9 protein-coding genes are annotated in these 13183 nt (G+C 64.5%); 1 reads left to right on the top strand and 8 read right to left on the bottom strand.

Going from position 1 to position 13183, the window contains the following annotated elements; translation table 11 throughout:
• Positions 1–69: 69 nt before the first annotated feature.
• Positions 70–1086, bottom strand: a complete 1017-nt coding sequence (gene tauA, locus XB14_RS28215; RefSeq protein ID WP_077966842.1) for a taurine ABC transporter substrate-binding protein — start codon at positions 1084–1086, stop codon at positions 70–72.
• A 146-nt stretch (positions 1087–1232) separates the two neighbouring features.
• On the opposite strand from tauA, the gene XB14_RS28210 reads away from it, so the two are divergent.
• Positions 1233–2702 (top strand): PLP-dependent aminotransferase family protein, encoded by a 1470-nt coding sequence (locus tag XB14_RS28210; RefSeq protein WP_077966839.1) that lies wholly within the window; start codon positions 1233–1235, stop codon positions 2700–2702.
• A 56-nt stretch (positions 2703–2758) separates the two neighbouring features.
• Here the strand turns inward: XB14_RS28210 and cysG are convergent, their stop codons facing one another.
• From cysG to XB14_RS28175, 7 genes are all read right to left on the bottom strand, one after another.
• On the bottom strand, positions 2759–4237 hold the full coding sequence (cysG, locus tag XB14_RS28205) for a siroheme synthase CysG (RefSeq protein WP_077967802.1): 1479 nt from the start codon (positions 4235–4237) through the stop codon (positions 2759–2761).
• Positions 4209–6866 carry a nitrate reductase gene (locus XB14_RS28200; RefSeq protein ID WP_077966837.1) on the bottom strand — a complete coding sequence of 886 codons (2658 nt, stop codon included), beginning with the start codon at positions 6864–6866 and terminating at the stop codon, positions 4209–4211. Before XB14_RS28200 ends, cysG begins: the two co-directional genes overlap by 29 nt.
• Before the next feature lie 2 nt (positions 6867–6868).
• Positions 6869–7204: a nitrite reductase small subunit NirD gene (gene nirD, locus XB14_RS28195; protein ID WP_419178632.1), complete on the bottom strand. Its 336-nt coding sequence runs from the start codon at positions 7202–7204 to the stop codon at positions 6869–6871.
• A gap of 4 nt (positions 7205–7208) precedes the next feature.
• On the bottom strand, positions 7209–9659 hold the full coding sequence (nirB, locus tag XB14_RS28190; protein WP_077966835.1) for a nitrite reductase large subunit NirB: 2451 nt from the start codon (positions 9657–9659) through the stop codon (positions 7209–7211).
• A gap of 23 nt (positions 9660–9682) precedes the next feature.
• Positions 9683–10939 carry an MFS transporter gene (locus XB14_RS28185; protein WP_077966834.1) on the bottom strand — a complete coding sequence of 419 codons (1257 nt, stop codon included), beginning with the start codon at positions 10937–10939 and terminating at the stop codon, positions 9683–9685.
• 326 nt (positions 10940–11265) lie between these two features.
• Positions 11266–12480 carry a CmpA/NrtA family ABC transporter substrate-binding protein gene (locus tag XB14_RS28180; protein WP_077966833.1) on the bottom strand — a complete coding sequence of 405 codons (1215 nt, stop codon included), beginning with the start codon at positions 12478–12480 and terminating at the stop codon, positions 11266–11268.
• Positions 12477–13079 (bottom strand): ANTAR domain-containing response regulator, encoded by a 603-nt coding sequence (locus tag XB14_RS28175; protein WP_077966832.1) that lies wholly within the window; start codon positions 13077–13079, stop codon positions 12477–12479. The genes XB14_RS28180 and XB14_RS28175 overlap by 4 nt, the downstream gene beginning before the upstream one ends.
• Positions 13080–13183: the final 104 nt, after the last annotated feature.

The raw sequence follows: 13183 nt of genomic DNA, 5'->3' as shown, positions 1-13183 counted from the left end.
TGCACCTCGGTCACGGTCTATGATGGTGCGCCGGCCACTCCTCACGGCCGGCGCAATCGACAGATTAGCCTATTGCGCAGCCGCCTTGGCAAAGTCGGCATTCACGTAAGGGCCGTAGTCGTCGAGTGCGTTGCTGATCTGCTTCTGCTCGACGAGGAACTTAGCGCTTTCGGTGAGCGCCCGCGTAGCGCCGCCGCCAAGCCAGACTTCGGACGCCTGTTCGTCCGCGTTCGGGAACGAGAGGAGACGCAATGCCTCCACCGTGCTCGGGCCATCGCCGCCGATCAGCTTGACGATGCCTTCCACTTGCGGCGATTCCTCCGTCCAAGCCGCCTTGTTGGCGTTGTAGTCGGCATAGGCGTCCGCCAGGACCTTGGTGAAGGCCTCCATCAGCTTCGGATTTTCCGCAGCCCACGCCTTGTCAACCACCAGCCCGTCGAAAGTCGGTACGCTCGCCGCACCGATCACCTCGGAATCGGAAATCGTCTTGCCGGTCTTCTGGATTTCGGAAAGCGCCGGCGGCCAGACATAGGCCGCATCGATATCGCCGCGCTGCCAGGCGGCGACGATCTGCGGCGGCTTCAGGTTGAGGATTTCCACCTCGCGCGGGTCGACGTTCCAGACCTTGTTCATGCCGACGAGCAGATGGAAATGCGAAGTCGAGACGAAAGGTACGGCAACCTTCTTGCCCTTGAGGTCGGCCGGCGTCTCGATGCCCGAGCCCTCGCGGGCGACGAGCGCCTCCGACTGGCCGATATTGTCGAGGATCCAGAAGAGCTGCAGCTCGACGCCGCGCGTTGCGGCCGACGCCGTGCCGGTCGAACCGAGCACCCCGATCGGCACGTCACCGGAGGCGAGCGCCGTCGTGATGTCGCCGGCGGAACTGAACTGGCGCCAGTCGATCGTATAGCCGGCTTCCTTGGCGGCTGCATCGAAGCGGCCATCGGCGATCGCAGCTACGAACGGGCCAACGATCTGCTGATAGCCGACGACGAGCTTCGTTTCCGCGTAAGCGACGCCCGATGCGGCCAGGCTCGCGACAATACTGGCCGCCGCGGCCAATCGTCTGAAATGTCCATGTAGCATTCTTCTTCCTCCTCTTTGTTTATTCCCTGGCCGTTTTTCCGGTCTTGCTGATGACGATAAGGCCGAGATCCGGCTTGCGTTATATCCAGTCTGGAAGTTGAATAGATCCAGTTTAACGTCGCCAGGGGGGAGCAGGCGTCGTGCAGATGAACGTTTCCGAAACCATCTTCTTCATCGACCGCGACAGCGGGATCGGCCTGCAGGCGCAATTGCGTGAAACGGTTGTTTCCGCCGTGCTTGCCGGGCGCGTGCAGCCGCGCGCGCACCTGCCTTCCACGCGCAAGCTCGCCGACTATCTGCGGATTTCGCGCATCACGGTGACGCTCGCCTATCAGGAACTGATCAACCAGGGCTATGTCGAGGCCGTCAACCGCAGCTCCTACCGGATTTCCGGCAATCCACCGGGCATGGATGTCGAGGGAGAGCGCCCATCCGGCGGCTCCAACCCGGTCGATTGGAGCCGCAAGATCAAGATGAGCTTTGGCGTCGTGCGCCAGGTCCACAAACCGCTGGACTGGCGGCGCTACCCGTTCCCTTTCCTCTACGGCCAGATGGATCCGACGCTGTTTGATCTCAATGCCTGGCGCGACTGCGCCCGCCGGGCGCTCGCCCGCGAGGACTTCGTGCTGATGGCGAGCGACTTTGCCGCGGCCGACGACGTGCGGCTCGTCAACTACATCTGCTCACGCACGCTGCCGCGCCGAGGCATCCACGCCACGCCCGACGAAATCCTCGTCACCGTCGGCGCGCAGAATGCGCTCTGGATCGTCACCCGCCTGATCCTGGACAAGGGCTCTGCGGCTGTCTGCGAAAATCCCTGCCACCCCGATATCAGCGCCTCGCTTCTGCTCAGCGGCGCAAATGTTACGACCGTCGACGTGGATCGCGAGGGCCTGTCGCCGGATGCCCTGCCGGAGAACGTCGACGCCGTCTTCGTCACCCCAAGCCACCATTCACCAACAGGCGCGACCATGCCGGTCGACCGGCGCACGCAGCTGCTTGAAGCGGCCGAAGAGCGGGACTTCGTCATTGTCGAGGACGATTACGAGTTCGAGATCAGCTACCTCGCCCCGCCTTCCCCGGCGCTGAAGGCCTTGGATCCCTCCGGCCGCGTGCTCTACATCGGGAGTTTTTCCAAATCCCTGTTTCCGGGACTGCGGCTCGGCTACCTCGTCGCGCCCGCACCCTTCATTCGCGAAGCGCGCGCGCTCCGCTCGCTGATGCTGCGCCATCCGCCCGGGCATCTTCAGCGCACCGCAGCCTATTTCCTGGCACTCGGCCACTATGACGCCGTGCTCCACCGCATGCGGACCGAATATCACAAGCGCCATGTGCTGATGGCCGAGGCGCTGCGTCGGGAGAATTTGACCGTCGCCGGGTCGTCGTCCTTCGGCGGCACGTCCTTCTGGATGGAGGGGCCGGAGGGACTGGATGCCGACCGGCTGGTGAGCCAGTTGCGCGAGGATGGCGTGCTGGTCGAGTCCGGCTCGCCCTTCTTCCCGCGGAGTGATCAGCCCTGCCGCTATTTCCGCATGGGCTACTCATCCATTCCGGGCGCGAGCATCCCGGAGGGCGTTGCCCGTGTTCGCGCCGGCATCGACCGCCTCAGCCGATGAAGCCAGGTCGAAGGCAGGAAAGCACCTCAAAGGGCTCAGCTAAAGGTCAGGCGCCGTTACCCCGCATAGGCGACGAGATCGCTTCCAACAATCGAACCGGCGGTCGTCTGTCGGGCGGCAAGCACATCGCCGACGGCGATGAGCACCGGGTTGTCGTAGCCGATCTCCATGATGCCCTCGGGGATGGTTGCGAGCGTGCCGCGCCAGCTGCGTTCGGCCGGCCGGCTGACATCGCTCATGATGACGACAGGCGTTTCGGGCGGAAGGCCCTCATCGGCGAGCTTTGCAGCGATCAGTCCCGCCGTTCGGCCACCCATGTAGAAGACCGTCGTAGAGCGGCGGTCGGCAACACCTGCCCAGTCGACATCGTCGGGCAGACCGCCATGGCGGGAATGGCCGGTCACGAGCCGGAGCGACTGGGCGTGGTCGCGATGGGTGAGCGACAGGCCGAGGCGGGAGGCCATCGCGCTTGCGGCCGTGATGCCGGGGATCACATCCACGGGGATGTTCTCGCGGTCGAGATGGGCGATTTCCTCGCCGGCCCGGCCGAAGACCATGGGGTCGCCGGATTTCAACCGCACCACGCGTTTCCCCGCCTTGGCGAGCTTGACCATCATGGCATTGATGTCGTCCTGCCGGCAGCTTTCGCGGCCGCCGCGTTTTCCGACCAGCATGCGCTTTGCCTCCCGCCGCGCGAGTTCGAGCACATCCGACGAAACGAGGTCGTCGAAGAGGATGACGTCGGCCGCCTGGAGCGCGCGCACGGCCTTCAGCGTCAAGAGTTCGGCATCGCCCGGCCCCGCGCCGACCAAGGTCACGCGACCGATGGCGGGGGCTTCCGCGAGCCTTTCGGCATCAGCAAGAAGCACCCCGCCTACGCCCTCCTCCGGCGTACCCATTGTTGAAAAGACCCGATCGGCAAACCGCTCCCAGAAGGCGCGGCGCCGGGGACCGGGCTCAAGACGCCGGTTCACGGGTGCGCGAAGAGACTGCGCCAGCGCGGCCCAGCCCTTCAGGCTCCTCGGCAACAGCGTCTCGATCTTGCGGCGGATCGTCTGAGCCAGGATCGGGGCAGCACCGTCCGTCGAGATCGCAACGATGACGGGCGAGCGGTTGACGATCGAGCCGAACTGGAATTCGCAGAATTCCGGCCTGTCGATAACGTTGACCGGTACGCCCATCGCGCCGGCTGCGGCGACGAACGCCCGCGCCTCCGCCATGTCTTCGCAATCGCCGACGGCGAGCGCTGCGCCCTCAAGATCGCCGGGCGCCCAGCGCCGGCGGTAAAGCGTGATGCTGGCGGCCGGATGTTCCGGCGTGCGGCCGAGGAACGTCGTGAAGGCCTCGTTGTGATCTTCGGCGTAGACGTCGACGCAGGCGCCGCAGGCAGCGAGCAGCTCGGCCTTCCACATCGCGCCATCCGTTGCACCGGCAACGACGACGCGCTTGCCCTCCAGCGCCCAGAAGACCGGTAGCTTGGCGAGCGGCTCCATCCGGGCGGGCCCATTATTCAGCGGCGGTTGCAAGGCATCCATCGATGATCCCCCTGATCTCGGCGCGGCAAGAGCCGCAATTGGTTCCGGCATTGAGTGTCTTGCCGACCGCCTCGACGCTGTGGCAACCGCCGCGCACGGCCGCGACGATCTGGTTGACGCCAACACTGAAGCAGGAGCAGACGGTGGCGCCGGGATCCGGCTTGTCCGCCCCCGGCCGGCCAGCGACGAGCGCAAAACGCTTGCGCAGATTGGCGTGGTCAGCGCCAAGTTGCGCGATTGCCCAGTTGCGGGCGACGGCGACCGGTTCGCGCGCCAGGAAGAAGGCGGCGAGAAGCCGCGCGCCATCGAAGAAGGCGAGCCTGATGTCGCCGGTCTGCGCGTCGGCATAACCGAGCGGCTCTATCCCTTGCGGGATGACGAAGACGCGCCGGCACCAATTGGCCCAGTCGTCCACCGGCCCGGCAAAAGCCAGTTCCAGCCGCCAGCCACCTGCAGCTTTCGCCAGCGCCCAGTAGGCCGCGTCCGGATCGACCGGTTTTGCCTGCGACACGGCGAAGGCATAGTGCGTCGCCTTGAACTTGCGCGCGGCGACAGCAATGTTCTTCGAAGCCGGCTGGCCGGACAGGCGATCGGTGACCGGCGGCACGAGGACATCGATGCGCGCCCTCGCCGCAAACTGGTCGTTCCAGTGCATGGGGGCGAAGATGCTGCCCCGCGCCTGGCGCTCGGTGATCAGCGCCCGCACGATCGCCTTGCCCTGCGGGCTTTCAATCTCGACAAGGTCAGCATTGCCGACGCCGATCTCCATCGCGTCGCGCGGATGCAGCTCCGCGAAAGGCTCCGCTATATGGGAAGACAGGCGCGCGCTTTTGCCTGATCGCGTCATCGTGTGCCACTGGTCGCGGATGCGCCCTGTGTTGAGGGTAAAGGGGTAGTCGGCATTTGTGCGATCGGCGTCCGCCGGTCGAACCGCCACGAACCGGGCTCTGCGGTCCGCGTGATAGAAGTTGCCTTCCGCAAAGAAGCGGCTGTCGGCGGGCCTTTGTCCCTCCGGCTGCGGCCATTGGAAGGGGGTAAGCGCCTCGTAATCCTCTAGCGTTAGATCGCCATAGGCGCCGATATCAAAATCGCGGCTGCCGGCATTTTCGAAACCCGAGAGCGCGGCATGTTCGCGAAAGATCCCGATCGGGGAATGGTAGGCGAAGGCGTCGGCAAAACCCATGCGCCGGCCGACCTCGGCCAGCTGCCACCAGTCCGCCCGCGCCTCCCCCGGCGCATCCAGGAACGCCCGCTGGCGGGAGATACGGCGCTCGGAATTGGTAACAGTGCCGCTCTTTTCCCCCCAGCCGAGCGACGGCAGCAGCACATGCGCATGGCGGGCTGTGTCCGTCTGCTTCAGGATGTCCGAAACGACGACGAACGGGCAGGCCCTGATCGCAGCCTCGACGGCGTCAGCGTCGGGCATCGAGACGACGGGGTTCGTCGCCATGATCCAGAGCGCCTTGACGTGGCCTTTTGCCACCGCCTGGAAGAGATCGACGGCCTTGAGCCCGGGCTTTTCGGCGATGGCCGGCGAGCGCCAGAAGCGCTGCACGCGATCGCGGTCGCCGGCATTCTCGATCGCCATATGGGCGGCGAGCATATTGGCGAGACCACCGACCTCGCGGCCGCCCATGGCATTGGGTTGCCCTGTCAGCGAGAACGGACCCATGCCCGGCCGGCCGATGCGGCCGGTCGCGAGGTGACAGTTGAGGATCGCATTGACCTTGTCCGTGCCCGAGGACGACTGGTTGACGCCCTGGCTGTAGCAGGTCACGACCTTTTCGGTCGTAGCAGACAGCCGGTAGAATTCGCGCAGTTGCATGGCGGCGAGCCCGGTCCGCTCTAGCACTTCGTTGAAGGAGATGGCGTCGGCTGCCGCGAAAGCTTCCGCGAAACCGGCCGTATGCGCTGAGACATAGTTCTGGTCGACGGCATTGCGCACGACCAGATGCGAGAACAACCCCACGAACAGCGCCACGTCAGTATCCGGCCGGATCGCCAGATGCAGGTCGGCGATGTCCGCCGTCATGGTGCGGCGCGGGTCGATGAGGACGACTTTCATGCCCGGTCGCATTGCCTTGGCGGCGGCGAGGCGCTGGTAGAGGACCGGATGGCACCAGGCAAGGTTGGAACCGGTAAGCACGACGAGATCGGCGAGTTCCAGGTCCTCATAGGTCCCCGGCACCGTGTCCGAACCGAAGGCGCGGCGATGGCCGGCGACCGACGACGACATGCAGAGCCGTGAATTGGTGTCGATATTGGCCGAGCCGACGAAGCCTTTCATCAGCTTGTTGGCGACGTAGTAGTCCTCGGTCAGCAACTGGCCGGAGACATAGAAGGCCACCGAATCCGGCCCGTGTTCGGCGATCGTTTGGCCGAAGCGCTCGGCCACCAGATCGAGTGCCTCGTCCCAACCGGCCCGGCGCCCACCGATTTCCGGATAAAGGATGCGGCCGTCGAGATCGAGCGTTTCGGCGAGCGCCGAACCCTTGGAGCAGAGCCGGCCGAAATTGGCGGGGTGATCGGCGTCGCCGCGAACCGCGACGGCGCCGTCGCCATCGACCGTCGCGATGACACCGCAGCCGACGCCGCAATAGGGACAGGTGGTTTTGACCTCCCTTTCCATGGTCATTCCGCCGCAATCAGCAGGCTTTCGAGCGCAATGAACAGCGCGCCGCCGTCGATGCGCACCGGAACGGTGCGCACCGCGCCTTCGTCGGCGCCGAGCGCCTTGCCGGTTTCGAGCGAGATCGCCCAATTGTGCAAGGGGCAGGTCACGGCCTTCGCGTGGACGATGCCTTGCGAGAGCGGCCCACCCTTGTGCGGGCAATGGTCCTCGATGGCGAAGACCTCGTTTTCGGCCGTGCGGAAGACGGCGATCTTGCCCTGGGGCGTCTTCACGCAGCGCGCGCCCCTCAGCGGAATGTCCGAGATGTCGCCGATCGGGTGCCAGGTCATGTTCATCATCTCACTCCGCAGCTTGAGGGAAGCCGACCGTTGCCATCGGCCGGAACTCGTGTTTGTCCTTGCCGGAGACGCGCTCCGACCAGGGGTCGACCTGGGCGAATTTCTGGCTGAAGACGAAGCGGTCGTAGTAGGCCTTGCGCTTGTCCGTATCGTCCATGATCTGGCGACGGATCTCGTCGAGCCCGACGCGCTTTGCCCATTTGTAGATGCGCTCGAGATAACGCGCCTGTTCGCGGTACATCTGCGTCAGCGCCACGATATGCTCCAGCGCCTCGTCTTCGGTCTTCACCAGGCCCAGGACTTCGGTGCCCTTGATGTCGAGGCCGGCGGCGCCGGCGAAATGGATCTCGAAGCCACTGTCGACGCAGATGACGCCGATGTCCTTGCAGGTCGCTTCCGCGCAATTGCGTGGACAGCCGGAGACCGCCATTTTCAGCTTGGCCGGGGTCCAGGAGCCCCACATGAACTTTTCGATGCGAATGCCGAGACCGGTCGAATCCTGCGTGCCGAAGCGGCACCAGTCGGAGCCGACGCAGGTCTTCACCGTGCGCAAGCCCTTGGCATAGGCCTGGCCTGAGATGAAACCGGCCTTGCCGAGATCGGCCCAGACGGCGGGCAGATCCTCCTTTTCGATGCCGAGCAGGTCGATGCGCTGGCCGCCGGTCACCTTCACCAGCGGGATGTCGAACTTGTCGACCACGTCGGCAATCGCTCGCAGTTCCCCGGAATTGGTGACCCCGCCCCACATGCGCGGCACGACGGAGTAGGTGCCGTCCTTCTGGATGTTGGCGTGGACGCGCTCGTTGATGAAGCGCGACTGATAGTCGTCGGCGTATTCATCCGGGAAGTCGCAGACGAGGTAGTAGTTGAGCGCCGGGCGGCACTTGGCGCAACCGCAGGAGGTTTTCCATTCCAGTTCCTGCATGACCGCCGGAATGGTCTTCAGCCCCTTGGCCTTGATCAGCCGGCGCACGTCGTCGTGACCGAGGTCGGTGCAGCCGCACATCGGCTGAACAGCAGCGGGACTGTAGTCTTCGCCGAGTGTCAGCGTCATCAACTGCTCGACAAGGCCGGTGCAGGAACCGCAGGAGGCGGACGCCTTGGTGTGGGCGCGCACGTCGTCGAGCGACGTCAGGCCCTTGTCGGCAATCGCCGAAACGATCTTGCCCTTGCAAACGCCGTTGCAGCCGCAGATTTCCGCATCATCCGGCAAGGCTGCAACGGCCGCCATAGGGTCCAGCGGAGCACCTCCCTGGAAGGCCTGGCCGAAGATCAGGGTCTGGCGCATCTCGGAGACATCGGTCTCCTTCTTCTTCAGATCGTTGAACCAGGCTCCATCAGCCGTCTCGCCGTATAGCACCGTGCCGATGATGCGGTTGCCCTTCAGCACCACTCGTTTGTAGACGCCGGCCGACGCATCGCGCAGCACGATCTCCTCCCGGTCGTCGCCGTCGGCGAAGTCGCCAAGGGAGAAGAGCTCGATGCCGGTGACCTTGAGCTTGGTGGGCGTATCGGAATGCACAAAGGTGGCAGAGCGGTCGCCGGCAAGATGGGAGGCAGCAACGCGGGCCATCTCGTAAAGCGGCGCGACCAGACCATAGACCATGCCGTCCACTTCCGCGCATTCGCCCAGCGCCCAGATGTGGCCATCCGAAGTCTGCATGCCCTGATCGACAACAATGCCGCGGTTGACCGCAAGGCCGGCCTCCTTGGCAAGCCCGACGCTTGGCCGGATGCCGACGGCCATGACGACGAGCGTCGCCGGAATGACGCGGCCGTCGTCGAGCTCGATGCCCTCGACCTTGCCGTCGCCGATGATCGCCTTGGTATTGGCCTTGCAGATGATCTTGATGCCGCGGCCTTCGAGCTCCTTCTGCAGCAGGTACCCGGCGGCCGGGTCGAGCTGGCGGTCCATCAGTGTCGGCATCACGTGAAGAACCGTGACATCCATGCCGCGACCGGCAAGGCCGGCGGCAGCTTCGAGGCCGAGCAGACCGCCGCCGATGACGACGGCTTTTTCGCGCGACTGGGCGGCAAGCAGCATGGCCTGCACGTCGTCGAGATCGCGGTAGGTGATCACCCCGCGCATGTCATGACCCGGCACGGGCAGGATGAAGGGTACGGAGCCGGTGGCGATCACCAGCTTGTCGTAACTTGTCGTCACGCCGTGGTCGGAGGTCACCGTTCTCTTGTCGCGATCGATGGCAACGATGCGGTGGCCCTTGTAGAGCGTGATGCCGTGTTTGATGTACCAGCCATCACCATGGATGATGATCTCTTCATACTCCTTCTCGCCGGACAGCACCGGCGAGAGCATGATGCGGTCGTAGTTGACGCGCGGCTCGGCGTTGAAAATGGTGACCTCGTAGTGGCCAGGCGCCTTTTCGAGGAGATGCTCCAGCATGCGCCCGGGCGCCATGCCATTACCGACGATGACGAGTTTCTCGGTCATGATCTGTCTCTATCCTTATCTGGTCAGGCGGCCGCAGCCGTCGGAAGGGAGAGCGCGCGGCGCTCCATCTGGCGGATCGAGAAGTGCATCCAGATGAGCGACACGGCGACGACGGCAAAGAGAAGCAGGAAGCAGCTCGACCAGAGGCCGGTTGCATCCTTGAGAAGCCCGAAGGCGATCGGCAGGACGAAGCCGCCGAGACCGCCGACCATGCCGACGATGCCGCCGACCGCACCGACGTTGTCCGGGTAGTAGGCCGGAATATGCTTGTAGACGGCGGCCTTGCCGAGGCTCATGACGAAGCCGAGCACGAAGACGACGACGATGAAAACGGCAGGCGAGACGCCGAAGGCATGACCCTCGCCCGCGGCCGGCAGCGACAGGATCAGCGTTGCCACCGCCGAGACGCCGAGCATCCAATACATCACGCTGCGGGCGCCCTTGCGGTCCGAAAGCATGCCGCCGAAGGCGCGGAAGATGCTGCCGGGGATGGAATAGGCGGCGGCGACCATGCCGGCTACGGCAATATCGAAGCCGTAGACGCCGACAAGGTAACGCGGCAGCCAGAGCGAAAGGGCGACAAAGCCACCGAAGGCGAAGAAGTAATAGAGCGAGAAGCGCCAGACCTGGGCGTTCTTCAGCGGTGCGAACTCCTGGAGCAGGCTGCGCTGCGGCGACTGGCGCTCGCGGCGGCTGCGGAAGGCCGGATCATCGCTGGTCGTGAACCAGAAGACGACCGCTGTGACAACAAGCGCGGCCGCCCAGATCTCAGCGACGGCCTGCCAACCCCAGGCCAAAAGAATGAAGGGCGCGAGGAACTTCGTCACCGCTGCCCCGACATTTCCGGCACCGAAGATGCCGAGTGCTGTGCCCTGCTTTTCTGGCGGGAAGAAGGGCGAGATATAGGCAACTCCAACTGCAAAGGACCCACCGGCGAGACCGACGCCAAGTCCGGCAAGCAGCATCTGCGGATAGGTCGTCGCATAGGTGAGCAGAAAGGTCGCGAGCGCAGCGGCCAGCATGGTGAGCGTGTAAACAAGACGCCCGCCGTAGCGTCCGGTCCAGACACCAAGCAGGATGCGCACCAGCGAACCGGTGAGGATCGGCGTGCCGACGAGCAGGCCGAACTGCGCTTCGCTCAAGCCAAGGTCCTGCTTGATCCGGATGCCGATGATCGCAAAGATCGTCCAGACGGCGAAACAGATGGTGAAGGCGAAAGTGGACATCCACAACGCGGTGGCGGGTTCACTGGCCAATCGTGGTTGCTTGTTCTCAGACATGGCTTCTCCGTGGCCCGACAAGGTCGTGCCGCTCCATCTTGGGGTTGAAAACAAAAAAACCGCTGGCCGGGCGTGCCGCGACACGGGCAGATCCGTGCGCGCAGTTCCCGATCAGCGGCTTTGCTGGTGGGCGCCCGTCGTTGGACACCGATCTCGTGGCCCGAAGGCCTACGAATATATAAGCAATCAGCGTGCCAGTTTCAGCAAGCTATTGATCTAAAAGAAAAACTTAAAACAGATATTCTGATGCAACCAGATATGTGATGCTCCCTGGTGCAGTGCGAAGCCATTTTTTGTGCAGTGCGCATAAATTAGGCGTTGCGCTTTCAGCGGGCAGATTGCGCGGCAATGTAGGCGTCGAGGTCATCGGGATCGAAGCGTCCGCCATCGAAGAACCCGTCCGGGCCAAGCGTCAGCGCGCCCGACGAGCCGACTGGCGTCTCGACGGTCAAGGCACCCTCCACCTTGGCGCTTGCCGACGGCATGGCAATTCCGAGGTGTTTCAATGCGGCGCGATAGATGTCCGGCCGATAGGTTTCCGCGGCGATGCGCTGGCGCTCGGCGGTGTGCTCGATCTGCCGCCAGCGCACCATCTGGGTGTAGAACCACAGCGCGTGGCTCTTCCAGGGGAAGGTCGCCGCCTTGGCATTCGGAACGAAGAAGTCGTTGATCGCCCTGACTTCACCACCGCCGACCGGCAGTGCGCCCTTGAGGGCGGGAAGAAGCAGCTCGGCGTCGCGGCCGACATAGGTGGGCTTTGCCAGAAGTGCTGCCAGCGCCTCGTGGTTTTCCGATCGCGCGCACCAAAGCGAGGCCTGGTGGAGCGCTGCGAGCAAGGCGGCCATCGCCTCCGGATTGGTCGCCCCCCATCGCGCGTTGACGCCGAGCACTTTTTCCGGGCTCGACCGCCAGATCGCAGCCTTGACGGTCGCCAGGTGCCCGCCGCGGCGAAGCACGCCAAAGGTGTTCCAGGGCTCGCCCGCGCAATAGCCATCGATCACGCCTTCGGCGAGCGCATCGCCCATGTCGGGCGGCGGCAGCACGACGATCTCGATGTCGCGATCCGGATCGATGCCGCTCGCGGCCAGCCAGTAGCGCAATTCGTAATTGTGCCCGGAATAGGGATGCACGACCGCGAAGCGCAGGGCCGCGCCCGCCTGCGCTTCGATGGCCTTGCGCAGAGCCGCGCCGTTTGCGCGTGCGTCGAGATCGGCGGTCGCGCCGTTATCCGCCATCCGCTGCCAAAGTGCCTGGGACACAGTCACGGCATTGCCGCCGAGCCCGAGCGACATCGGCACGATCATCTCCGGCGCCGGAACGTTAAGGCCGAGATTGCCGGCGATCGGCATGGGACCGAGGATATGCGCGACATCGACATGGCGAACCGCAAGCCGGTCACGGATGCTGGCCCAGGAGCGTTCGCGCAGGAGGGTAAGGTCGATCCCCTGCTCTTCCGCAAAGCCCATCTCGCGGGCGACGACGAGCAAGGCGCTGTCGAGCAGCGGCACGAAACCGGCGGTGATGGCGTGGCGCGTCGTCATTCCTTTCCTCCCGGATCGAGCAGGCTCGCCGCCGTGACGAGGCTTTGGGCGATTTCGACGATCTTGCGGTTCTGGTTCATCGCGGTGCGGCGCAGCAACGCATAGGCCTCGTCTTCGCTGAGCCCGCGAGAGCGCATCAGCAGCCCCTTGGCGCGATCGATCACCTTGCGGTTTTCCAGTTCGCCTCGCGTCTCCTCGAGCTCGCGGTTGAGGCGGGAAAAGGCGTTGAAGCGGCTGATCGCCATCTTCAGGATCGGGCGTACCCGCTCCTGTTTCAGCCCGTCGACGATATAGGCCGAAACGCCCGCCTCGACGGCCGCTTCGATCGACGCCTCATCGGACTTGTCGACGAACATGGCGATCGGGCGCTTCACCGCGCGCGAAAGCTGGAACATGCTTTCCAGCATGTCGCGGTTGGGGTTTTCGAGATCGATGACGATGACGTCAGGATTGAGATCGGCGATGCGACGCGCGAGGCCGTGCATGTTGTCGATGACGGTGAGCTGGTCATAGCCCGCGTCCCGCAGCCCCTCTTCGATGATGGCGGCGCGGATGCGATTCTCGTCGATAACCAGTACGTTCAGTCCGCTCGGCTTCATCTTCGCGACCGCAGTGAGAAGAGCGCGACTGTATTGCCGCGCCGGCTTTTTCGCAATGCAGCATATCTCGAATTCAAGCCGAGCTCGCTGCGCCTGGTGTGAAG

Source organism: Ensifer adhaerens, from assembly GCF_002007205.1.
Classification (GTDB): domain Bacteria; phylum Pseudomonadota; class Alphaproteobacteria; order Rhizobiales; family Rhizobiaceae; genus Ensifer; species Ensifer adhaerens_D.
This window is presented reverse-complemented; position numbering and strand designations above follow the sequence as displayed.

Coding starts and splice junctions, on each gene's coding strand:
- cysG (WP_077967802.1), bottom strand. CDS start 4,237: ATGGATGCCTTGCAACCGCCGCTGAATAATGGGCCCGCCCGGATGGAG.
- nirB (WP_077966835.1), bottom strand. CDS start 9,659: ATGACCGAGAAACTCGTCATCGTCGGTAATGGCATGGCGCCCGGGCGC.
- XB14_RS28180 (WP_077966833.1), bottom strand. CDS start 12,480: ATGACGACGCGCCACGCCATCACCGCCGGTTTCGTGCCGCTGCTCGAC.
- XB14_RS28210 (WP_077966839.1), top strand. CDS start 1,233: ATGAACGTTTCCGAAACCATCTTCTTCATCGACCGCGACAGCGGGATC.
- XB14_RS28200 (WP_077966837.1), bottom strand. CDS start 6,866: ATGGAAAGGGAGGTCAAAACCACCTGTCCCTATTGCGGCGTCGGCTGC.
- tauA (WP_077966842.1), bottom strand. CDS start 1,086: ATGCTACATGGACATTTCAGACGATTGGCCGCGGCGGCCAGTATTGTC.
- XB14_RS28175 (WP_077966832.1), bottom strand. CDS start 13,079: ATGAAGCCGAGCGGACTGAACGTACTGGTTATCGACGAGAATCGCATC.
- nirD (WP_419178632.1), bottom strand. CDS start 7,204: ATGAACATGACCTGGCACCCGATCGGCGACATCTCGGACATTCCGCTG.
- XB14_RS28185 (WP_077966834.1), bottom strand. CDS start 10,939: ATGTCTGAGAACAAGCAACCACGATTGGCCAGTGAACCCGCCACCGCG.